This is a genomic window from Kitasatospora sp. NBC_01539 (assembly GCF_045040525.1).
In the GTDB taxonomy this organism is placed as follows: domain Bacteria; phylum Actinomycetota; class Actinomycetes; order Streptomycetales; family Streptomycetaceae; genus Kitasatospora.
On record NZ_CP109390.1, the window covers coordinates 2962974 to 2985057 of the forward strand.

Genomic DNA, 22084 nt, shown 5'->3' on the forward strand with positions numbered 1-22084 from the left:
CGTGGCCGGTTTCGCGGGCCGCCGCGGCCGACCCGTCAGACCGGGGTGACCTGGAGGTTGCCGCCCGCGACGACGACCGTGTAGGCGGGCAGCGGGGTGGGCGCCGGGCCGGCCTCCACGGCGCCGTCGGTGATCGAGAAGCGGCTGCCGTGGCAGGGGCAGTCGATCTGCTTGTCCTTGACCTCGTCGACGATGCAGCCGGCGTGGGTGCACTTGGCGCTGAACGCCTTGTACTCGCCCGCGACGGGCTGGGTGACCACGATCCGCTGCTCGCGGTAGACCTTGCCGCCGCCGACCGGGACGTCCGCGGCCGCGCCCAGGTCGACCGGGGCCGCGGGGGTGGTGGCGGCCCCGGTGCCCGCGCCGCCGGAACCGGAGCCGCTGCCGGAACCGGTGCCGCCGCCGGAGGAGGACGAGCAGCCGGTGACCGCGACGGCCCCGCCCGCGGCGAGCACGGCGGCGGCGCCGCAGAGCAGGGTCCGGCGGCTGGCGGCCTGGCCCTGGGAGGGGCCGACGGCGGCGGGTGCGGCGGGGACGGGCTCGGTCATGACGGCTCCTGGGACGCGGGTGACGGGCGGACCGGCCGCAGTCTACGTCGCGGGGATGAGCGGGCCGCCCCGGTACCGCCGGGGCGGCCGACGCCGCGTCAGTTCCCGCCCGGAGGGCGGGCGCCGGGTCACTTCTTCGCGGCGGCCCGCTTCCGCGCGGCGGGTGCCTTGGCCGTGGCCGCCTTGGTCGCGGCAGTCTTCGTCGCGGTGGCCTTCGTCGCGGTGGCCTTCGTCGCGGCAGTCTTCGTCGCGGCGGCCCGGCTGCCCGCGCTGCGGGCGGCGGGCACGGTCGCGTCGGAGGCGCCGCCCAGGATGTCGCGCAGGAACTTGCCGGTGTGGCTGGACGTCGTCGCCGCGATCTCCTCGGGCGTGCCCTCGGCGACCACCAGGCCGCCGCCGTTGCCGCCCTCGGGGCCCATGTCGACGACCCAGTCGGCGGTCTTGATGACATCGAGGTTGTGCTCGATGACGATCACCGTGTTGCCCTTGTCCACCAGGCCCTCCAGGACCCGGATGAGCTTGGAGATGTCCTCGAAGTGCAGGCCGGTGGTGGGCTCGTCGAGCACGTACACGGTGCGGCCGGTGGAGCGCTTCTGGAGCTCGGAGGAGAGCTTGACGCGCTGGGCCTCGCCGCCGGAGAGCGTGGTGGCCGGCTGGCCGAGACGGACGTACCCGAGGCCGACCTCCTTGAGGGTGCGCAGGTGACGGGCGATCGCGGGGACGGCCTCGAAGAAGTCGAGCGCCTCCTCGATCGGCATGTCGAGCACCTCGGCGATGGACTTGCCCTTGAAGTGGACCTCCAGCGTCTCCCGGTTGTAGCGCGCCCCGTGGCACACCTCGCAGGGGACGTAGACGTCCGGCAGGAAGTTCATCTCGATCTTGATCGTGCCGTCGCCGGAGCAGTTCTCGCAGCGGCCGCCCTTGACGTTGAAGGAGAACCGGCCGGGCAGGTAGCCGCGGACCTTCGCCTCCTGCGTCTCCGCGAAGAGCTTGCGGACGTGGTCGAACACGCCCGTGTAGGTCGCCGGGTTGGACCGCGGGGTGCGGCCGATCGGCGACTGGTCGACGTGCACCACCTTGTCGACCAGGTCGGTGCCGGTGATCCGGGTGTGCCGGCCGGGCACGCTGCGGGCGCCGTTCAGCTCGCGCGCGAGGTGGGTGTACAGGATGTCGTTGACCAGCGTCGACTTACCTGAGCCGGAGACTCCGGTGACCGCGGTGAAGGTGCCGAGCGGGAAGCCGACCGTGACGTCCTGGAGGTTGTGCTCCCGGGCGCCGTGCACGACGATCTGGCGCTTGCGGTCGCGCGGCCGGCGGACGGACGGGGTCGGGATGAACCGCTTGCCCGAGAGGTACTGGCCGGTCAACGACTCGTCGTTGGCGAGCAGTTCCTTCAACGAGCCGGAGTGCACGACCTTGCCGCCGTGCTCGCCCGCGCCCGGGCCGATGTCGACGACCCAGTCGGCGGTCTTGATGGTGTCCTCGTCGTGCTCGACGACGATCAGGGTGTTGCCGATGTCCCGCAGCCGGACGAGGGTCTCGATCAGACGGTGGTTGTCGCGCTGGTGCAGGCCGATGGAGGGCTCGTCCAGCACGTACAGCACGCCCACCAGGCCGGAGCCGATCTGGGTGGCCAGCCGGATGCGCTGGGCCTCGCCGCCCGAGAGGGTGCCGGCCGCGCGGTTGAGCGAGAGGTAGTCCAGACCGACGTCGACGAGGAAGCGCAGCCGCTCGTTGACCTCCTTGAGCACCCGCTCGGCGATCTTCTTGTCGCGGGCGGTCAGCTTCATCGCGCCGAGGAACTCGGCGCAGTCGCTGATCGACATCGCCGCGACGTCGGCGATCGACTTGTCCTGGACGGTCACGGCGAGCACCACCGGCTTGAGCCGGGTGCCGCGGCACGCGGGGCAGTGCACCTCGCGCATGTACCCCTCGAAGCGCTCGCGGCTGGAGTCGCTCTCGGCCTCCGAGTGGCGGCGCTGCACGAACGGCACGGCGCCCTCGAAGGACGTGGTGTACGAGCGGTCGCGGCCGTACCGGTTGCGGTACTTCACCTCGACCTGGGTCTTGTGGCCGTACAGCAGGGCCTTGCGGGCCCGCACGGGCAGGCCGGCCCACGGGATGTCGGTGCGGAAGCCCAGCTCGCCGGCCAGCGCGTCGATCAGGCGCTGGAAGTACTCCTTCGTGTGACCCTGCGACCACGGGTGGATCGCACCCTCTTCGAGTGACTTCTCCTCGTCGGGGATGACGAGCTCCGCGTCGACCTCCATCCGGTTGCCGAGGCCGGAGCAGTCCGGGCAGGCGCCGAACGGCGAGTTGAAGGAGAAGGAGCGCGGCTCCAGCTCCTCGAAGGAGACGTCGTCGTACGGGCAGTACAGGTGCTCGGAGAACATCCGCTCGCGCTCGGGGTCGTCCTCCGCGAGGTCGACGAAGTCGAGCACGACCATGCCGCCCGCGAGCTTCAGAGCGGTCTCGACCGAGTCGGTGAGACGGCGCTTGGCGCTCTCCTTGACGGTGAGGCGGTCGATCACCACCTCGATGGTGTGCTTCTCCTGCTTCTTGAGCGTGGGCGGCTCGGTCAGCTGGATGGTGGCGCCGTCGACGCGGGCCCGCGCGTAGCCCTTGGACTGCAGGTCGGCGAAGAGGTCGGCGAACTCGCCCTTGCGCTCGCGGACCACCGGGCTGAGCACCTGGAAACGGGTGCCCTCGGTGAGCTCCAGCACCCGGTCGACGATGGCCTGCGGGGACTGCCGGGCGATCGGGCGGCTGCAGTGCGGACAGTGCGGCTTGCCGATCCGGGCGAACAGCAGGCGGAGGTAGTCGTAGACCTCGGTGATGGTGCCGACGGTGGAGCGGGGGTTGCGGCTCGTGGACTTCTGATCGATCGAGACGGCCGGGGAGAGGCCCTCGATGAAGTCGACGTCGGGCTTGTCCATCTGCCCCAGGAACTGCCGGGCGTACGACGAGAGCGACTCGACGTACCGGCGCTGGCCCTCCGCGAAAATCGTGTCGAAGGCCAGGGAGGACTTGCCGGACCCGGAGAGGCCGGTGAAGACGATGAGGGAGTCGCGGGGCAGGTCGAGCGAGACGTTCTTGAGGTTGTGCTCGCGAGCACCACGGACGATCAGGCGGTCGGCCACTGCTTCTGGCGCCTTTCTCCGGGGGAGGTGGCTGGTGGGGACGGGGCTGCGGGGCCACCCTGGCCCGGCGGCTGCAGCCGCAACGGCACCCCAGGGAAGCCAACGAGCGAGATGGGCGTTTTCTTCCGGCTCGGGCTCGCCAGCCTATAGCGCACGCGTTCGAATATCGAGCTTGTCCAGTGGAGACCACCCGAACGAGTGATGAGGCCTCGCCACGTTGATCATCGGGACGGGGATTCCCGCCGTTCCGCGGCGTCCGTGACGGGTAGCGTCACCGTGTCAACGACCGACGGGCCCCCCGGGCAACGCCGGTCGGCACCACGGGAACCATCCGGGAGACTGCCATGCGCGACACCGACACCGACACCGACACCGGCACCGACACCGCCGGGCTCCGGCCCGAGGAGGCCGCCGCCACGGCCGACGCCCGGCTGGCGGCCGTGGCCGAGGCCACCGGGCACCTCCTGCGGACCGTCGCCGCCCTCGATCCGGCCGCCGTCACGGGCCCCTCCGCCCTGCCCGGCTGGACCCGCGGCCACATCCTCGCGCACCTGGCCCGCAACGCCGACTCCCTCCTCAACCTGCTGGAGGCCGCCCGCACCGGCACCGACATCCCGCAGTACGCCACCCTCGAAGCCCGCGACCAGGGCATCGAGGACGGTGCCCCCCGGCCGGCCGCCGAACAGCTCGCCGACCTGGACGACACCGCCGGACGCTTCGCCGCCGCCGCCGCGACCCTCCCGGACGAGGCCTGGACGGCCACGCTCCGCCACCGCACCGGCTACCTCTTCCCGGCGTACGACCTCCCGTGGAAGCGGCTGATGGAGCTCGAGTACCACCACGTCGACCTGGACGCCGGCTACACCCCCGCGCACTGGCCGGAGGAGTTCGCCGCGGCAGAACTGGCCCGGCTCGCCGCCCGCCTGGACGGCGCCGACGGCCTGCCCGCCCTGCTGCTGGTCGCCGAGGACACCGGCGCCCGCACCCGGACCGGCGCCCCCGCGGCGGGCGCCCCCGCGGCGGACGCCCTCACGGTCGAGGGCCCGGTGCGGGCGCTCACCGCCTGGCTCTCCGGCCGCTCGGACGGCGACGGCCTCCAGGTGCACCGCGCGGGCGCGCTCGTGCCGGACCCGCGCACCGCCCTGCCGCCGCTTCCCCCGCTGGGCTGAACACGCGATGATGCAGGTGACAGGCTTTCAGCCCGGACCCGGACCGGACGATCGAGGAGCAGTGCGATGACGTACCACGGAGCGGTGAAGGTCGGCGGCCCGCCGGACGTCCGGGAGCTCGCCCACCTGATCGTCACCAAGGTGGCGGTCGGCCCGTTCGACAACAATGCCTACCTGCTGCGCTGCCGGGCCACCGACGAGCAGCTGCTGATCGACGCGGCCGCCGACGCGCCGACCCTGCTGGAGACCGTCGGCGACCGGCTGGCCACCGTCGTGACCACTCACCGCCACCACGACCACTGGGCGGCGCTCGCCGAGGTCGTGGCCGCCACCGGCGCCCGCACCGCGGCGGGCCGGATCGACGCCGAGGGCATCGACGTACCCACCGAGCTGCTGCTGGGCGACGGCGAGGTGCTGCACGTCGGCCAGGTCGAGCTGACCGTCCGGACGCTGGTCGGACACACCCCGGGCGCGATCGTGCTGGTCTACGACGACCCGCAGGGCCACCCGCACGTGTTCACCGGCGACTGCCTCTTCCCGGGGGGCGTCGGCAACACCCGGAAGGACCCGGAAGCCTTCGCGAGCCTCTTCCGGGACGTCAACGAGAAGATCTTCGACGTCCTCCCCGACGAGGCGTGGGTCTACCCCGGCCACGGCGCCGACACCACCCTCGGCGCCGAACGCCCGCACCTCGACGAGTGGCGCGAACGCGGCTGGTGACACCCCCGGCGGGGCCGCCTGCGCGCGGCGGCCCCGCCCCGGTGCCGGCACACCCCGGCACGGCCTGACCCGACTCACCCGAATGCCCGCGGAGCCCGGCTGCGTCCTCCCGGGTGCCCTGGGCCTCCGGCCTGGGCTGCGTCATCCGAACCGGTCCACGCGGCCCGTCCTCCAGGACGGGCAGCGCGGGATCGCGGAGGCGTGCCGGGCCGCTCACGCCGGGTGTGCGTCGCCGCTGCCCGGCCGGAATCGGGTCGAGCCTTCGCGCCTGTGGCGGAGTCGGCCGAGCACGTCCTCGGCCGACTCCTGGCGCCCCCAGTCGGCCAGGGCGACCACCGTCAGGTACTCCCCGTGCACGCGCTCCGCTTCGACGAGCCAGGCGGCCAGGTCCGCCTCGGTGCGAACGCCCGAAGGCTCCAGGCCGGCGAGAAACGGATGCTGCGCGATGAGTTCGGCCTTGCACACGTCAGTGGCGCGGGGAATCTGCGACGGCTCCAGAAGGTCACCGGTCATCCAGTTGAGGAGGTCGGCGACACCGTCCGTGCGACGGCGGGACGGGAGCTTCTCTGTGGTGACGGACACGATGTCGGCGAGCGGGAAGCTGAAGGTCGTCATGCGCGGGAGCCTATCCACGACTCCCGGCCCGACCGACCCGACCGACCGGCCGACGACCGGCCCGGCGAAGCCGCCCGCGACACCTCCGGCGGCGGCGGAGACACGGCGCCGGCCGCAGCGGCGTGGAGCCGCTGCGGCCGGCGCCGCAGACGCACGGCGGGGTGCTCTCCCGTCCCCACGGTCGCACCCCGCCGTGCGGGATCGGGGTGGATCAGACGTCGATCTTCTCCGGGTGGTCCTCCTGCTCCTGCTTGCGGGAGGCCATGAGGCTGGCGACGGTGGTCACGGTGAGCACCACGACGATGAAGCCGAGCGAGAGCGGGATGCCGATCTCCGGCACGTGCACGCCGCTCTCGTGCAGGGCGTGCAGGACGAGTTTCACCCCGATGAAGCCGAGGATCACCGAGAGGCCGTACGAGAGGTAGACCAGCTTCTTGAGCAGGCCGCCGATCAGGAAGTACAGCTGGCGCAGGCCCATGAGGGCGAAGGCGTTGGCGGTGAAGACGATGTACGGGTCCTGGGTGAGGCCGAAGATCGCCGGGATGGAGTCCAGGGCGAACAGCACGTCGGTGGTGCCGATGGCGATCATCACGATGAGCATCGGCGTCATCAGGCGACGGCCGTTCTCCCGGATGAAGAGCTTGGTGCCGTGATAGACGTCCGTGGCGGGGAAGTGCCGCTCGATGGACTTGAGGAGGCGATTCTCCTCGAACTCCTCGTCCTCGTCGGAGCGGGCGTCCTGGATCAGCTTCCAGGCGGTCCAGATCAGGAACGCGCCGAAGATGTAGAACACCCACGAGAAGGTGCTGACGAGGGCCGCGCCGCCGGCGATGAAGACGGCACGCAGCACCAGGGCGATGATCACGCCGAACATCAGGACGCGCTGCTGGTAGATCCGCGGCACCGCGAACTTGCCCATGATCAGGATGAAGACGAACAGGTTGTCGACGCTGAGCGACTTCTCGGTGATGTAGCCCGCGTAGAACTCGCCGGCCGGTGTGGCCCCGGAGTGCCACCAGAGGAAGCCGCCGAAGAGGATCGCGAGCACGACCCAGACCACGGTCCAGACTCCGGCCTCCTTGATGGAGACCTCGTGGGGTTTGCGGCCGCCGATGAAGAAGTCGGCCACGATCAGGGCGATCAGCACCCCGATGGTGCCGATCCATAGTCCAAGGGAAACGTCCACAGCTGCTCCTCCGGCAGGTAGGCGAACAGGCATCGTCACTGCCGGAGGTCTCCTCCGCCCTGCGGCTCGCCGAAGCGGCACGCGGGCGGGCACCCCGGGACACCCGATGGGCGGGCGTCCGTGCTGACGGGGTCACCGCTTGGGGAGTACTCCCCTCCGCTGCACCGAGGCTAACAGAATTCCCAAGAAAGGGTAAAGAAGGTAAAGGCCGGGCCGGGGCTCCGCCACCGACGGGCCTCCGGTCGGCCCGAGCGTGCCTGCTCAGCCGGCCCCGGGGGCGTGGCGGAGGACCTCGGGATCCTCCGGGCGGGCTGGGACGGTCGGCACACGACCCGAACGCCCCGGCCGGGCGGACGAGGCCTGCGCGGAAGAGGCACGGATGGAAGATGCCTGGGCGGAGGAGGCACGGGTGGAAGCGGCCCGGGCGGGGGAGTTCCCGGCCGAGGAGCCCCGGGTGGACAGGCCCCGGCCGAGGAGGCACTCAGAGGAAGGGCTCGATCGCCGGGAGCATGTCCTGGAACGTCCGGGCGCGCGCGGGCGCGCCGAGCGCCTGCATGGCCCACCCGCCGGCCTCCTCGCGGAAGACCTTGGCCATGATCTGCCCGGTGTGCCGGCCTCCCGCGGCCAGCTGGTAGCGGGCGAGCTCCTGCCCGGTGGTCTCGTCGACCAGGCGGCAGTGGGCGTCCTGCACCTCGGCGAAGGTCTGCCCGGTGTACGAGCTGACGGTGAACACGATCTGCGTGATGTGCACGGGCACGTGCTGGAGGTCGACGAGGATCGCCTCGTCGTCGTCGCCCGCGCCGGAGCCGCCGGTGAGGTTGTCGCCGGTGTGCCGGACGGAGCCGTCGTTGCTCTCCAGGTGCCGGAAGAACACCACGTCCGACGGGGTGTGCTCGGCGTAGAGCAGCGCCGAGGCGTCGAGGTCGACCTGGCGCGTCCGGGTGCCGAAGAGGCCGCGGCGGGTGGCGGCCTTCCAGCCCAGGCCCATCCGCACGACGGTCAGCGACTCCCCCGTGCTCTTCTGCAGGCTGACGCTCTGCCCCTTCGCCAGATTCACCGACACGGTGCTTCCCTCCCACTCCTCCACCGGGCGGGCGCTCGCCCGGCCCCGGCACGACGACGGAACACCCCGTTGCCGTCCCCCGGCTGAGGCCCCCTCTTCTGCGGCCGGCCCCCGCGCCGCCGAGTGCGGGCAGGCGCCGGTGCCTGCAGGCCAGCCTAGGGCCTGCACGCACCGGCGCTGCCGGGTGCTCCACCCGCCTGCCCCTGCGGGGTCAGGCCATGCCGGCCTCGCGCATCTGCCGCAACTCCTTCTTGAGTTCGCCGACCTCGTCGCGCAGCCGCGCGGCGACCTCGAACTGCAGCTCCGCGGCCGCGGCGTGCATCCGCTCGGTGAGGTCCTGGATGAGCTGGGCGAGCTCGGCGGCCGGCAGGCTCTTGGCGGGCTTGCGGTCGGCGCCCAGCGCCGGGACGGGCGCCCGCCCCTTGCCGGCCGCGCCGCGGTAGCCGGTGGAGAGCAGCTGGTCGGTGTCGACGTCCTCGCGGGCCATGGTGGCGAGGATGTCGCCGATCTTCTTGCGCAGCGGCTGCGGGTCGATGCCGTGCTTCTCGTTGTACGCCTGCTGGACGGCTCGGCGGCGGTTGGTCTCGGAGATCGCGAGGTCCATCGCCGGGGTGATCCGGTCGGCGTACATGTGCACCTGGCCGGAGACGTTGCGGGCGGCGCGGCCGATCGTCTGGATCAGCGAGGTGCCGGAGCGCAGGAAGCCCTCCTTGTCGGCGTCCAGGATGGCGACGAGGGAGACCTCCGGCAGGTCGAGGCCCTCGCGGAGCAGGTTGATGCCGACCAGCACGTCGTACTCGCCGGCCCGCAGCTCGCGCAGCAGCTCGACGCGGCGCAGCGTGTCGATGTCGCTGTGCAGGTACCGGACGCGGATGTCGAGGCCGAGCATGTAGTCGGTGAGGTCCTCGGACATCTTCTTGGTGAGGGTGGTGACGAGCACGCGCTCGTTCTTCTCGACGCGGGTGCGGACCTCGTGCACCAGGTCGTCGATCTGGCCCTCGGTCGGCTTGACGACGACCTCGGGGTCGATGAGACCGGTGGGGCGGATGATCTGCTCGACCGCGCCGTCACCGCGCGAGAGCTCGTACTTGCCGGGGGTCGCGGAGAGGTACACCGTCTGGCCGACGCGCCCCAGGAACTCCTCCCACTTGAGCGGGCGGTTGTCCATCGCGGACGGCAGCCGGAAGCCGTGGTCGACGAGGGTGCGCTTGCGGGAGGCGTCGCCCTCGTACATCGCGCCGATCTGCGGCACGGTGACGTGCGACTCGTCGATGACGAGGAGGAAGTCCTCGGGGAAGTAGTCGATGAGCGTGTTGGGCGCGGTGCCGGGCGCGCGGCCGTCGAAGTGCATCGAGTAGTTCTCGACGCCCGAGCAGCTGCCGATCTGGCGGAGCATCTCGATGTCGTACGTGGTGCGCATGCGGAGCCGCTGGGCCTCCAGCAGCTTGCCCTGCTTCTCCAGGACGGCGAGGCGGTCCCCGAGCTCCTTCTCGATGTCGTTGACGGCGCGTGCCATCCGCTCCGGGCCGGCCACGTAGTGGGAGGCGGGGAAGACGTAGATCGAGTCGCTCCGGCTGATGATCTCGCCGGTGAGCGGGTGCAGCGTGTACAGCGCCTCGATCTCGTCGCCGAACATCTCGATCCGGACGGCGAGCTCCTCGTAGACCGGGAAGATCTCGATCGTGTCGCCGCGCACCCGGAAGGTGCCGCGGGAGAAGGCCAGGTCGTTGCGGGTGTACTGGATGTCGACGAAGCGGCGGAGCAGGGCGTCCCGGTCGATCTCCTCGCCGACCTTGAGCTGCACCATCCGGTCGACGTACTCCTGCGGGGTGCCGAGGCCGTAGATGCAGGAGACCGAGGCGACGACGACGACGTCGCGGCGGGTGAGCAGCGAGTTGGTGGCGGAGTGGCGGAGCCGCTCGACCTCCTCGTTGATCGAGGAGTCCTTCTCGATGTAGGTGTCCGTCTGCGGGACGTACGCCTCGGGCTGGTAGTAGTCGTAGTACGAGACGAAGTACTCGACGGCGTTGTTGGGCAGCAGCTCGCGGAACTCGTTGGCGAGCTGGGCGGCGAGCGTCTTGTTGGGCGCCATCACCAGGGTGGGCCGCTGGAGCTTCTCGATCATCCAGGCGGTGGTCGCCGACTTGCCGGTGCCGGTGGCGCCGAGCAGGACGACGTCGTTCTCGCCGGCTCGGATGCGGCGCTCCAGCTCGGCGATGGCCGCCGGCTGGTCGCCGTTGGGCTGGTAGGGGCTGACGACCTCGAAGGGCGTCGTGGACCGCTCGATACTCGTGATGGGGCGCACCATCCCACCGTACGGCCCCGCACCGACAGTGCAGGGCCGTACGGGGAGCCGGGCCCGGATGCGGGCGGACGGGACGGACCGCGGGCGCCCGGGGCCGCCGTCACCGGGCGTTTCCGGTGCGCGGGGCGGCGGACGAGCAGCCCGGAAGGCCGCGCCCGGCCTGCGGCGCGGCGGCAGCCGCTCAGGGCTTGGAGCTGTCCCGGGCGAGGGCGACCAGCCGGGAGACGGCCCGCAGGTACTTCTTGCGGTAGCCGCCGCGCAGCATCTCCTCGGGGAAGACCTGGTCGAAGGGGACACCGGAGGCGGTGATGGGCAGTTCGCGGTCGTACATGCGGTCGGCGAGGACGACCAGGCGCAGCGCGGTGGACTGGTCGTCGACCGGGCGCACGCCGCGCAGGAAGACCGCGTGGACGTCGTCGAGCAGGGCGCCGTAGCGGCTGGGGTGGACGGCCGTGAGGTGCGCGAGCAGGGTGTCGAAGTCGTCGAGGGAGGCGCCGGGGGCGGCGGCCGCCCGCTCGGTGACCTCGGTGTCGGTGTACGGCGGCGGGGCGGCGGGCAGGCCGCGGTGCCGGTAGTCCTGGCCGTCGATCCGCACCGGGCGGAAGTGCGCGGACAGCCCCTGGATCTCGCGCAGGAAGTCGGCGGCGGCGAAGCGGCCCTCGCCGAGCTTGTCGGGCAGGGTGTTGGAGGTGGCGGCGAGCTTCACGCCGTTCTCGACGAGGCGGCCGAGGAGGCTGGAGACGAGCACGGTGTCGCCCGGGTCGTCGAGTTCGAACTCGTCGATGCAGAGCAGGCGGTGCGAGGAGAGCGTCTCGACGGCGCCCTTGAAGGTGAGTGCGCCGACGAGGTTGGTCAGCTCGACGAACGTGCCGAAGGCCTTGGGGCCGGGGGTGGCGTGCCAGAGGGAGGCCAGCAGGTGGGTCTTGCCGACGCCGTAGCCGCCGTCGAGGTAGACGCCGGCCGGGCCGGCGGGGGCCGGGGCGGAGCGGCGGAACCACGTGCGCCGGGGGGCCTCGGTGCCGCCGTTGAGCGAGGCGGCGAACTGCTCCAGCACCTGCACGGCCTCGTACTGGCTGGGCTGCGTCGTGTCCGGCAGGTAGCTGCCGAAGCTGACCCCGGCGAACCGTGGCGGCGGGATCATCTCGGCCACCAGTCGCTCGGCCGGGACGACCGGGCGGCGGTCGGTGAGCGCTGTCACGGTGGCGGCACCTGGGGTGGTGAGGTCGGACTGCGGGGCTGCGGGCACGGTAATAGAGGGTACGCCCCGTGGAAGACTCGGATCCATGCAGTTGTTGATGAGTCCGCTCACAGTGCCGGTCGGCGACCCGGCGTCGTTGGAGTCGCTGGCCGCCGTCTACGCCTACCCGGAGCAGGTGGCGGCCGGGCGGCCGTGGCTGCGCGCGAACATGGTGGCCGCGCTGGACGGCTCGGCCCGGCTGGAGGGCCTGTCGGAGGGGTTGTCGGGCGAGGCCGACAAGCGCGTCTTCGGGGTGCTGCGGGCGCTCGCGGACGTGGTGCTGGTGGGTGCGGAGACCGTGCGGGCCGAGGGCTACCGGCCGGCCCGGGCGCGTGCGGAGTTCGCCGGGGCGCGCCGGGCGGCGGGTCAGGAGGCCGCCCCGGCGATCGCGATCGTCAGCCGGGGGCTGGAGCTTGACCTGTCGGCCCCGCTGTTCACCGGGCCGCTGGTGCGCACGGTGGTGATCACCACCGAGGACTCCCCCGCCGAGGCCCGGCGGGCGGTGGCGGAGGTCGCCGACGTGGTGGTCGCGGGTGAGCGGTCGGTGGACCTGCGGGAGGCGGTCGCGGCCCTGGGGCGCCGGGGCTGGACGCGACTGCTGACGGAGGGCGGGCCGCGGCTGCTGGGCGGTCTGGCCGGGGCGGGCCTGCTGGACGAGCTGTGCCTGTCGGTGGCGCCGCTGCTGACGGGCGGCGACGGCCCGGGGATCCTGCGGGGTGCGGGAATCCCCGGTGCGCAGCACATGCGGCTGGTCTCATTGATCGAGGAGAAAGGTTTCCTCTTCACCCGCTACGTCCGCCCGGCGTCTGCCGGTGGCAGTACCGGGTAGCAGTACCGTCGGTCACCCGTGTGGCGCACGTGGTGCGTGTGCAGCGTGAGGAAAGCTTCCGCCGGGCAAGATGAGGGCAGGCGGACCCGGGGGCCTGCAACGTCGAAGGGACTCAGGTGTTCAAGACCGTACTGATGATCGAGAAGGCGCTCTCCGACGCCGACGTGGAGCTCGTCACCACGCTCCACGGCGAGGAGAAGGTGTCGTTCGTCGTCCTGATGCAGCCACGCGGCAGACAGGACGAGTTGCTCCGGGCCCTCGACGACGTGGCCCTCGGCCATCTCGACAGAGCGGTGCACGAGCACGAGGAGCCCGGCGGGCCCACCGTGGCCGGGGAGTCGCTGGAGCACAGCCTCCGCCACCTGCGCACGGCCGGCGCCGAGGCCACCGGCCGGGTCGTCGAGGACAACCCGCTCGACAACCTGCGCGCCGTCGTCGAGGAGCACGCCGCCGACGAGGTGCTCGTGCTGACCTCGCCGCACTTCGTCGAGGAGTTCTTCCACCGCGACTGGGCCTCCCGCGCCCGCCACACGGTCGGCGTACCGGTGCTCAAGCTGTTCGCCAGCGACTCCTGAGCCTCACCCCGGGCCCGCCGCCGGGCAGGAGGAGCCCGTCTCCGGTAGGGCAGAATCGTCCTTGCGGAACCACCGCGAGGACGGTTCTCGTCCTCCCAGTCCCCGGCTGTACGGAGCATCCCTTGAACGACGCCGCGCACGACCTGCACGCCCCGCACTTCATCGGCATCGGCGGCGCCGGCATGTCCGGTCTGGCGAAGATCCTCGCGGTCCGCGGCGCGAAGGTCTCGGGCAGCGACGCCAGGGAGTCCGACACGGTGCTCGCGCTGCGCGCGCTGGGCGCCGAGGTCTCCGTCGGCCACGCCGCCGAGAACCTGCCCGCCGGCACCAGCAGCGTCGTCGTCTCCAGCGCCATCCGGGCCGACAACCCCGAGCTCGCGGCCGCCCGCGAGCGCGGCATCCCGGTGGTGCACCGCTCCGACGCCCTGGCCGCGCTCATGGGCGGGCGCCGCGCGCTCGCCGTCGCCGGCACGCACGGCAAGACCACCACCACCAGCATGCTCGCGGTGAGCCTCGCCGAGCTCGGCCTCGACCCGTCGTACGCCATCGGCGGCGACCTCGACGCGCCCGGCTCCAACGCCCACCACGGCGGCGGCGACATCTTCGTCGCCGAGGCGGACGAGAGCGACCGCAGCTTCCACAAGTACGCGCCCGAGGTGGCGATCGTGCTCAACGTGGAGCTCGACCACCACGCCAACTACGCCTCGATCGAGGAGATCCACGAGTCCTTCGAGACCTTCGTCGGCCGCATCGTGCCGGGCGGCACGCTCGTCGTCTCCGCCGACCACGACGGCGCCCGCGAGCTCACCTCCCGGGTCGCCGGGCGGGCCGGGCTCACGATCGTCACCGTCGGCACGGCCGAGGACGCGGACGTCCGGGTGCTGGAGGTCTCCGCCCGCGGCATGACCAGCGAGGTCACCGTGGTGATCGGCGGCGAGGAGCTGACCTTCACCGTCTCCGTGCCCGGCCGCCACTACGCGCACAACGCCGTCTCCGCGCTCGCCGCGGGCGTGGCCCTGGGGGTGCCCGCCGGCGACCTCGCCAAGGCGCTCGGCAGCTACACCGGCGTCCGCCGCCGGCTGCAGCTCAAGGGCGAGGCCGCGGGCGTCCAGGTGATCGACTCCTACGCGCACCACCCCACCGAGATGGTCGCCGACCTGGAGGCGATCCGGGAGGCGGCGGGTCCCGGGCGCGTCCTCGTGGTCTTCCAGCCGCACCTCTTCAGCCGCACCCAGCAGCTCGCGGAGGAGATGGGCGCGGCGCTGGCACTCGCCGACGCCTCCGTCGTGCTCGACATCTACCCGGCCCGCGAGGACCCGGTGCCCGGCGTCACCAGCGAGCTCATCATCGACGCCGCCCGCCGCGCGGGTGCCGACGTCACCGCCGAGCACGACTTCGCCGCCGCGCCCGCGCGCCTCGCGGCCCTGGCCGGGCCGGGCGACCTGGTGCTCACCATGGGCGCCGGCGACGTCACCGACCTCGGCCCGGAAATTCTCGGCAGCCTCGCGGACGTTGCATCCGAAGCCTGATGGGAGGCCCGACGTGAGCCAAGAGATCCGCAACCACGAGGTCCGGAAGACCGACGCCGAGTGGCGCGACCAGCTGAGCCCCGCCGAGTACCACGTCCTGCGTGAGGCGGGCACCGAGCCCGCCTTCGTCGGCGAGTACACCGACACCAGGACGGTCGGCGTGTACGGCTGCCGGGCCTGCGGCGCGGAGCTGTTCAGCAGCACCACCAAGTTCGAGAGCCACTGCGGCTGGCCCTCGTACTACGCGCCGCTGGCCGAGGACCGTGTCGAGTACATCCAGGACGTCTCGCTCGGCATGCGCCGGGTGGAGGTCCGGTGCGCCCGGTGCGGAAGCCACCTCGGCCACGTCTTCGAGGGCGAGGGCTACGACACCCCGACCGACCAGCGGTACTGCATCAACAGCATCTCGCTGACGCTGCGGCCCGCCGAAGGCGCCTGAGCCCCGGCGGCGCGCCCCTGCACGCCCTGCCACCCCCGCCCCGCACCGTGCCAGACTGATCATCAGTTCGGTACGGCACGAGAGGACCACGGTGGCAGGGCGTCGCAGTTCCGGAGTACTGGCCATGCTGGCGGAGGCACAGCGCCAACAGCACCTCCGGGAGGAGGCCCAGCGCCGCGCCGCCGCCGAACAGCAGCGGCAGCACGAGCGGGCCCGGCGCGACGCCCAGCGGGCCGCCGCCCGCGGCGAACGCGAGGCGCTGCGGGCCTACCAGCAGCAGCGCGAGGCGGACGCCGCCCGCCGTACCGCCGAACTCGACGCCCGGGTCGCCGCCCTGGGCGGCGTCCTCACCGCCGGGCTCGCCGGCCCGGCCTTCCGGCTCGCCGACCTGCGCGCCGACGTCCCGCCGTTCGACCCCGGCCCGCTCGGCGGCCCGGTGCCGATGCCGCTCCAGCAGGACTACCTGACAGCGCCGCTGACCGGGCCCGACGCCTTCGACCCCGCCGCCCGTCGGCACTGGGACGAGCAGGCGGCCCGCGCCCGCGCCCGCTTCGAGCACGACTGGTACGCGGCCCAGGCCGCCGAACAGCACCGGCAGCGGGAGCTCGTCGCCTACCGCGCGCAGTACGAGGCCTGGGCCGCCGAGACCCGCGGCCTCGCCGCCCGGCAGGCCGAACGCGTGGCCGGCCTCGGCGCCGAGGTGCGGGCCGGGTCGGCGGAGGCCGCCGTCGAACTCTTCGAGACGGCACTGCACTGGCGCGACGACTGGCCGGAGGGCGTCCCCGTCCGCGGCGAGGTCGCCTGGGACGCCGCCGCGCGGCACCTCACCGTCGGCTGGCAGCTGCCGCCGTACACCGCCGTGCCCGCCACGGCCCGGCACCGCTACGTCAAGGCCGACGACCGGGAGGCGGAGGTCGCCCGCCCGGGCGCCGCCCGCAAGGCGCTCTACCGCACCCTGCTGGCCCAGTGCACGCTCCGCGTGCTGGCGGAGGTCTTCCGGGCCGACGAGTACGGCCTGCTGCACGCCGTGACCGTCGACGGGCACGTCGCCGCCGTCGACCCGGCCACCGGGCGCGAGGAGCACCGCTGCCTGGCCTCGGTCACCGCCACCCGGGAGGAGTTCCGGGCCGTCGCCCTGGACCGGGTCGACGCGGTCGACTGCCTGGTCGACGGGCTGCGCGGCCGGCTCTCGGCCCGACCGGAGAAGGCCGAGCCGGTCCTCCCCGGCACCGGCCCGGCGCCCGCACCGCCGACCGCACCCGCCGCCGGGATCGCCGAGGCCTCGGACGGCCCCGGCCCCGACCTCTACGCCATGGACCCGATCGCCTTCGAGGAGCTCATCGCCGAGCTGTTCCGCCGCCGCGGCCTGCGCACCCGCACCACCGCCCGCAGCGGCGACGAGGGCGTGGACGTGCTCGCCGAGGACCCGGACCCGATCACCGGCGGCCAGATCGTCATCCAGGCGAAGCGGTACCGGCACACCGTGCCGCCCGCCGCCGTCCGCGACCTCGACGCGACCATGCAGCGGCAGGGGGCCAACCGCGGCATCCTCGTCACCACCTCGGGCTTCGGGCCGGGCTCGCGCCGCTGGGTGGAGGGCCGGCCGCTGACCCTGGTGGACGGGCCCATGCTGGTCGCCCTGCTCCGGGAGCACGGCCTCGCCGGCCGGCTCGGCGACGGCGGCACCCGGCGCGCGAACGGCAGCCGCCCGCGGCCCGCCGTCCTCACCCCCGGGCAGAACGCGCAGCTGCCGGAGTCCGCCCTCGGCGGCCTGACCGTCCGCTTCTCCGGCACGGGCGCGGACGCCGACCTCACCCTGCTGCTGCTGACCTCCGACGGGGTGGTGCGCGGCGACGACGACTTCGTCTTCTACCACCAGCGCACCGCCGCCGCGGGCGCCGTCACCCTGGGCGCGAAGGACCGGACCGGCGAGCGGTGCACCGAGACGGCCGTGCTCCGGCTCCGCGACCTGCCGCCGGACGTCCACCGGGTCGCCGTGTCGGTGAACATGGACAGCGACACCGTGCTGACCTGCGCCGCGCTGGCCGACGCCGAACTCCTGCTGCACGCCGCCGACGGCACCGGCTGGTCGTTCCGGCCGCCGTCCGACCCGGCGGTCTCGGCCATGCTGGTCGCCGAGGTGTACCGGCACCGGCCGGGCGGCGGGCCCGCGGTGTGGAAGGTCCGCGCGGTCGGCCAGGGCTGGGCGGACGGCCTGGCGGGCCTGGCCCGGGCCCACGGCGTCGCCGTGGCGTGAACGCCCCCGCCCGTCCCATCCGCCCGGTCCCGCCCGGTCCCGCCCACCCGGCCCGGTGCGGGCTCCGCCGGGGCCGGTCGGCCGGGCCGGTCAGTCGGCCAGCTCGCGCGTGTACTTCCACTCGGCGGCGCAGCGCTCGTAGCCGAGCCAGGCGTTGACCGCCAGCATCGGCGCGTTGCTGCCGTCGTTGTGCGTGAACGCCTCGGTGAACCCGGCGGCCCGCGCGCGGTGCAGGGAGTCGGCCTTCGCGAGGCGGGCCAGGCCGCGGCCGCGGTACGCGGCCCGGGTGGTGGTGAACGACGACCAGTAGCGCCCCCGGCCGTCGGTCTGCGCCGCGGAGAACGCCACCGGTCCCCCGTCGGCGACGACGACGCTGGTGAGGGCGCGGTCGAAGTCGGGGCGCTGCCAGATCTCGGTGAGCCACGAGTCGTACGCCTGGTCGGCGAGGCCGACGTCGCCCGGCTCGTCCTGGGTGCCCTCGATGTCGACCAGGTAGAGCGGGCGCGGATCGTCGAGGAAGTCCGCCGCGGTGCACAGGACGGCGCCCGGCGGGGCGGCGGGGACGGCGGGCAGCGGTGCCGCGAGGTCCCGCCGGGCGAAGTACCCGACCCGGCCGCGTGTGTAGCCGCGGGCGGCCGCGAAGGCGTGGGCCGCGGGATCGTCGTCGGCCCAGCAGTGCAGGTGGCGGACGCCGGCGGCGGCGAGTTCCGCCTCGACGGCGCGCAGCAGCGCGGAGCCGGTGCCGCGGCCGCGCGCGCCGGGCACGACGTGGAGGCCCGCGAAGCCGTGGCCGGGGGTGTCGCTGTCCGGGTAGGCGCCGTAGCGCGCGGTGCCGGTGATCCGCCCGCCGGTCTCGGCGACGAGCATGCGCAGGTGGGGCTGGGCGGCGACCTGCCACGCGACGGCTTCGGGGGTGGTGACAAGATGCGGGCGGCCGTCGCGGAGGGCCGCGGTCGCGGCCTCCGCGTCGGCGGGCCGGAAGGAGCGGATCGTGGGCGTCATAGACGCGTCACGTTAACCACTCGGCCGTCGCGGCGCCGCCGAATATCCCGTCCCGGCACCGGCTTCGGCACCCGGCCGGGCAGAAAGCTCAAGTTCAGCTCTGAGTTCGGCAGTTAACGGTTGGCAGTCAGGCCCGGCCGGTACACCCTCAGCAGCGAGGGAAAGGGGGAGGACCCATGGAGGAACCGTCGGTGCAGCCCCGGCTCGGGGTCGGGATCGGCTGGCGCGCGGAGATCGACACCGCGGTGGAGCGGCTGCCCGGGATCGACTGGGTCGAGGTGGTGGCGGAGAACGTCTGCCCCGGCCATCTGCCGCGCTCACTGGAGGTGCTGCGGGAACGGGGGGTGACCGTGGTGCCGCACGGGGTGTCGCTCGGCATCGGCGGCGCGGAGCCGCCGGAGCTGCGGCGGCTGGCCCGGCTCGCGGAGGTGGCCGGGGCGGTGGGGGCGCCGCTGGTGACGGAGCACCTGGCGTTCGTACGGGCGGGGGGCATGGAGACCGGGCACCTGCTGCCGGTGCCGCGCTCGTGGGACGCGCTGCGGGTGGTCGCGGAGAACGTCCGGATCGCCCAGGCCGAACTGCCGGTGCCGCTCGCGCTGGAGAACATCGCGGCGCACCTGGCCTGGCCCGACGACGAGCTGACCGAGGGCGAGTTCCTGGCCGAGCTCGTGGAGCGCACCGGCGTACGGCTCCTCGTGGACGTGGCCAACCTGCACACCAACCGCGTCAACCTCGGCCTGGACGTCACCGCCGAGCTGGCCCGGCTGCCGCTGGACGCCCTCGCGTACGTGCACGTGGCGGGCGGTGTCGAGCGGGACGGGGTGTGGCACGACACGCACGCCCACCCGGTCACCGGGCCCGTGCTGGACGTCCTCGCCGAGCTCTGCGACCGGGCCGTGCCGCCCGGTGTGCTGCTGGAGCGGGACGACGCCTACCCGCCGCCGTCCGAGCTGGCGGGCGAACTCGCGGCGATCCGCGGCGTGCTGGAGCGGGCCCGGCCCGGTCGGGGGGTGCCGCAGCATGTCTGAGCGGGACGAGTACCTGGTGCGCGGCGACGACGCCGAGCTGGCCGTGGCCCGCGCCCGGCTGGCGCGGCGCCAGACCGAGCTGACGGCCGCGCTGGTGGCCGGCGGCCCGGTGCCGGAGGGCTTCGACCCGGGGCAGGTCGCCGTCCAGGCGCGCGGGCTCCTCGACAAGCGGCGGGAGACCGTGGCCCGGGTCGCACCGGAGCCCGCCCGCATCCTGGGCCCGGCGTACCGCCCGCTGTTCGCGCGGTACGCGGCCGGGGGACCGCAGCGCGGCGGCTACCGCGCCGACGCGCGGGAGTTCGCCCGGTGGGCGCTGGCGGCGGAGCCGTCCGCGCCGTGGCGGGCGGAGCTCGCGCACTGGCTGGACCCGGGCGCGGCCCCGGGCCACGGCACCCGGGCCGCCCGGACGGTACGGGCGGTGCACGGACGGCTGTTCCGGCGCGGCCGGCCGGCAGCGGGTGACCCGCACACGGAGCACTCGACGGAGCACACGACGGAGCGTTCGACCGAAGGACGGGGGACACGGGGGAGATGACGATGTGGAGCGGTGAAATCGAGGTGGCCCTCGTCCTGGTCGTACCGACCGGGGTGGCGCTGCTGGCCGCGTCCCGCAGGCTGCGGCGCGTGCCGCAGCCGCGGGGGCTGTCCGGCCGCGGGCTCGGCCTGCTGGACACGGCGTTCCTCGCCGGCGGCCCCGCCCGGGCCGCGGACGCGGCCCTGATACGGATGCAGCAGCAGGGCCGCGTGATCATCTCGCGCGACGGCACGGTGACGGTGACCGACCCGCGGCCCGCGGACGCCGTGGAGGCCGCCCTGATCGACGCGGTCGGCCCCGGCCGCCGCCGTGACGGCACCGCGGTCCGCCGGGAGGTGGCGCGCAGCGCCGCGGTCCAGCAGATCGGCAACGCGCTGGCGGACCGCGGCCTGATGCGCCGCCCGGACCGGCAGCGCACGGTCGTGCGGCTGCGCCGGCTCTTCGGGCTGACGCTCCTCGCGACGCTCGTCCTCGGCGTCGTGGCGACGGCGTCCTGGGCCGGGCACAGCTTCGACGAGGGGTACTCCGGCGCCCCGCCGGTCTTCCCGTTCGTCGCCGTGCTGATCATCGGTGTGATCGTGATGGTCGGCACCAGGCCGGACCGGAGCCGGATCACCCCGGCCGGACGCCGCCAGCTCTCCCTGATGCGGGAGGGCGCGCCCTGGTACCCGCACGACGTCGTGGGCGCGCCCGCCGGGCTGCTGCTGCTCGGCGCCCTGGCCCTCGAAGGCGTCGACCTGCTGCCGGACGAGGACCTGCGCGCCTTGCTGCTGGCCCGCCAGCAGGCCGTCGGCACGCCCGGCTCGTCCGGTGACTCCGGTTCGTCCTGCAGCGGCTCGGTGACGTGGTGCGGGTCGTCGGGGTCGGACGGCGGCTCGTCGAGCAGCTGCGGCTCGTCGTCGACCTCGTGCGGGTCCTCCTCCGGCTCGTGCGGCTCGTCGGGCAGTTCGTGCTCGTCCGGCAGCTCGTGTTCCTCGGGAAGCTCCTGCGGGTCCAGCTGCGGCGGGGGCGGCGGCTGCGGTTCGTGAGGACGCGGACCGGTCACAGTTCGGTATCGCGGGCCGGGGACGTGTTCCCCGGCCGCATGCCGCGGGGCTAGAACAAGCCCATGTGGGTGCTCTTCCTGATCCCGGCCTGCGCGGCTGCCGCGTACTCCTGCCTGCGGCTGGTCCAGGTGGCGACCCGGGCCGACGTGCTGGAGGTCCCCGGTTCCGCGCAGCCGTCCGCCGCGGTGGGCATCGGCCTGTACGAGACGGCGTACCTCGCCGGCGGCCCCGCCCGGGTGGTGGAGCTGGTGCTCGTCCTGATGGCCGGCCGCGGCCGGCTGCACCTGGCGCACACCGGCTGGACGACCGTCGTCGACCCGCGCGGGCGCACCCGGCTGGAGCGGGCGCTGATCGAGGCGATCGGGCCCGACGGCCAGTGCCGGACGGGCCCGCTGCGGGCCGAACTCGCCGCGCACCCGACGGTGCTGGAGGTGGGCGAGCGCCTCGCGCGGGCCGGACTCGCCACGCCGGAGCCCGTCCGCGTCGGCACCTGGCGGGCGGTGCGGCAGGTGCGCCGCTCGCTGCTGCTGTGCCTGGTGCTGCTCACGGCGGCGCTGGCGCTGAGCGCGCCCGGCACGGACGACGCCCGCGCGGCCGTCGCGTGGTTCTCGCTGCCGCTGGTCCTCACCTGCGGCACCCTGCTGATGGCCCGGGTGGACGTGCACGCCTACACGCGTTTCGCGGCGCCCGCCGGCATGGAGGTGCTGCGGACGGCCCGCCTGCCGCGGCAGGCGGACCGTGGCCGCGACCCGGAGCAGGCGCTGCTCCGGGCCGTCGCGATGGTGGGCCCGGCGGCCCTGGCGGACGAGCGGCTGCGCGCCGCCCTGCGGACCTGAGGCCGCGGCCGCCCGGCCGGGCGGG

The 22084-nt window shown here is 73.8% G+C and carries 17 protein-coding genes and 1 pseudogene; 10 read left to right on the forward strand and 8 right to left on the reverse strand.

All coding sequences use genetic code 11. The features are described from left to right. Nucleotides 1–35 precede the first annotated feature (35 nt). The gene (locus OG335_RS12705) at nt 36–548 is read right to left on the reverse strand and encodes a Rieske (2Fe-2S) protein (RefSeq protein WP_405011205.1); all 513 of its coding nucleotides are present in this window, start codon (nt 546–548) and stop codon (nt 36–38) included. A gap of 128 nt (nt 549–676) precedes the next feature. Then, on the reverse strand, nt 677–3688 hold the full coding sequence (gene uvrA / locus OG335_RS12710) for an excinuclease ABC subunit UvrA (protein WP_405011206.1): 3012 nt from the start codon (nt 3686–3688) through the stop codon (nt 677–679). 344 nt (nt 3689–4032) lie between these two features. Here uvrA and OG335_RS12715 point away from each other — a divergent pair, with 344 nt between their 5' ends. Next, on the forward strand, nt 4033–4857 hold the full coding sequence (locus tag OG335_RS12715; protein WP_405011207.1) for a maleylpyruvate isomerase family mycothiol-dependent enzyme: 825 nt from the start codon (nt 4033–4035) through the stop codon (nt 4855–4857). Nucleotides 4858–4923: 66 nt separating this feature from the next. Then, nucleotides 4924–5577, forward strand: coding sequence for an MBL fold metallo-hydrolase (locus OG335_RS12720; protein ID WP_405011208.1), 654 nt, complete (start codon nt 4924–4926; stop codon nt 5575–5577). A gap of 213 nt (nt 5578–5790) precedes the next feature. On the opposite strand, the gene OG335_RS12725 is transcribed toward OG335_RS12720, so the two are convergent. The 5 genes from OG335_RS12725 to zapE form a co-directional block, all read right to left on the reverse strand. Beyond that, nucleotides 5791–6192 (reverse strand): hypothetical protein, encoded by a 402-nt coding sequence (locus OG335_RS12725; protein WP_405011209.1) that lies wholly within the window; start codon nt 6190–6192, stop codon nt 5791–5793. Between the two features lie 211 nt (nt 6193–6403). Then, nucleotides 6404–7378, reverse strand: a complete 975-nt coding sequence (locus OG335_RS12730; RefSeq protein ID WP_405011210.1) for a TerC family protein — start codon at nt 7376–7378, stop codon at nt 6404–6406. 481 nt (nt 7379–7859) lie between these two features. After that, nucleotides 7860–8441: a TerD family protein gene (locus OG335_RS12735; RefSeq protein ID WP_405011211.1), complete on the reverse strand. Its 582-nt coding sequence runs from the start codon at nt 8439–8441 to the stop codon at nt 7860–7862. 211 nt (nt 8442–8652) lie between these two features. After that, on the reverse strand, nt 8653–10746 hold the full coding sequence (uvrB, locus tag OG335_RS12740; protein ID WP_405011212.1) for an excinuclease ABC subunit UvrB: 2094 nt from the start codon (nt 10744–10746) through the stop codon (nt 8653–8655). A 181-nt stretch (nt 10747–10927) separates the two neighbouring features. Continuing rightward, the gene (zapE, locus tag OG335_RS12745) at nt 10928–12031 is read right to left on the reverse strand and encodes a cell division protein ZapE (RefSeq protein ID WP_405011213.1); all 1104 of its coding nucleotides are present in this window, start codon (nt 12029–12031) and stop codon (nt 10928–10930) included. 10 nt (nt 12032–12041) lie between these two features. On the opposite strand from zapE, the gene OG335_RS12750 reads away from it, so the two are divergent. From OG335_RS12750 to OG335_RS12770, 5 genes are all read left to right on the forward strand, one after another. Next, a complete protein-coding gene (locus OG335_RS12750) occupies nt 12042–12812 on the forward strand; it encodes a pyrimidine reductase family protein (protein ID WP_405011214.1) in 771 nt (256 codons plus the stop codon). Between the two features lie 116 nt (nt 12813–12928). After that, nucleotides 12929–13387, forward strand: coding sequence for an indole-3-glycerol phosphate synthase (locus tag OG335_RS12755; RefSeq protein ID WP_405011215.1), 459 nt, complete (start codon nt 12929–12931; stop codon nt 13385–13387). A gap of 122 nt (nt 13388–13509) precedes the next feature. Further along, nucleotides 13510–14916 (forward strand): UDP-N-acetylmuramate--L-alanine ligase, encoded by a 1407-nt coding sequence (murC, locus tag OG335_RS12760; RefSeq protein ID WP_405011216.1) that lies wholly within the window; start codon nt 13510–13512, stop codon nt 14914–14916. Between the two features lie 13 nt (nt 14917–14929). Next, entirely contained in the window at nt 14930–15355 is a 426-nt protein-coding gene (msrB, locus tag OG335_RS12765; protein WP_405011217.1) for a peptide-methionine (R)-S-oxide reductase MsrB, read from the forward strand. Between the two features lie 124 nt (nt 15356–15479). Further along, nucleotides 15480–17612, forward strand: coding sequence for a restriction endonuclease (locus OG335_RS12770; protein WP_405011218.1), 2133 nt, complete (start codon nt 15480–15482; stop codon nt 17610–17612). Between the two features lie 90 nt (nt 17613–17702). Here the strand turns inward: OG335_RS12770 and OG335_RS12775 are convergent, their stop codons facing one another. Beyond that, nucleotides 17703–18614, reverse strand: a complete 912-nt coding sequence (locus OG335_RS12775) for a GNAT family N-acetyltransferase (protein WP_405011219.1) — start codon at nt 18612–18614, stop codon at nt 17703–17705. Nucleotides 18615–18790: 176 nt separating this feature from the next. Between OG335_RS12775 and OG335_RS12780 the strand changes: the two are divergent. From OG335_RS12780 to OG335_RS12790, 3 genes and pseudogenes are all read left to right on the forward strand, one after another. Continuing rightward, nucleotides 18791–20084: pseudogene (locus tag OG335_RS12780) on the forward strand (DUF692 domain-containing protein); the annotation flags it as partial. Between the two features lie 95 nt (nt 20085–20179). Further along, the gene (locus tag OG335_RS12785; RefSeq protein WP_405011220.1) at nt 20180–21205 is read left to right on the forward strand and encodes a TIGR04222 domain-containing membrane protein; all 1026 of its coding nucleotides are present in this window, start codon (nt 20180–20182) and stop codon (nt 21203–21205) included. Nucleotides 21206–21285: 80 nt separating this feature from the next. Continuing rightward, on the forward strand, nt 21286–22059 hold the full coding sequence (locus OG335_RS12790) for a TIGR04222 domain-containing membrane protein (protein WP_405011221.1): 774 nt from the start codon (nt 21286–21288) through the stop codon (nt 22057–22059). Nucleotides 22060–22084 lie beyond the last annotated feature (25 nt).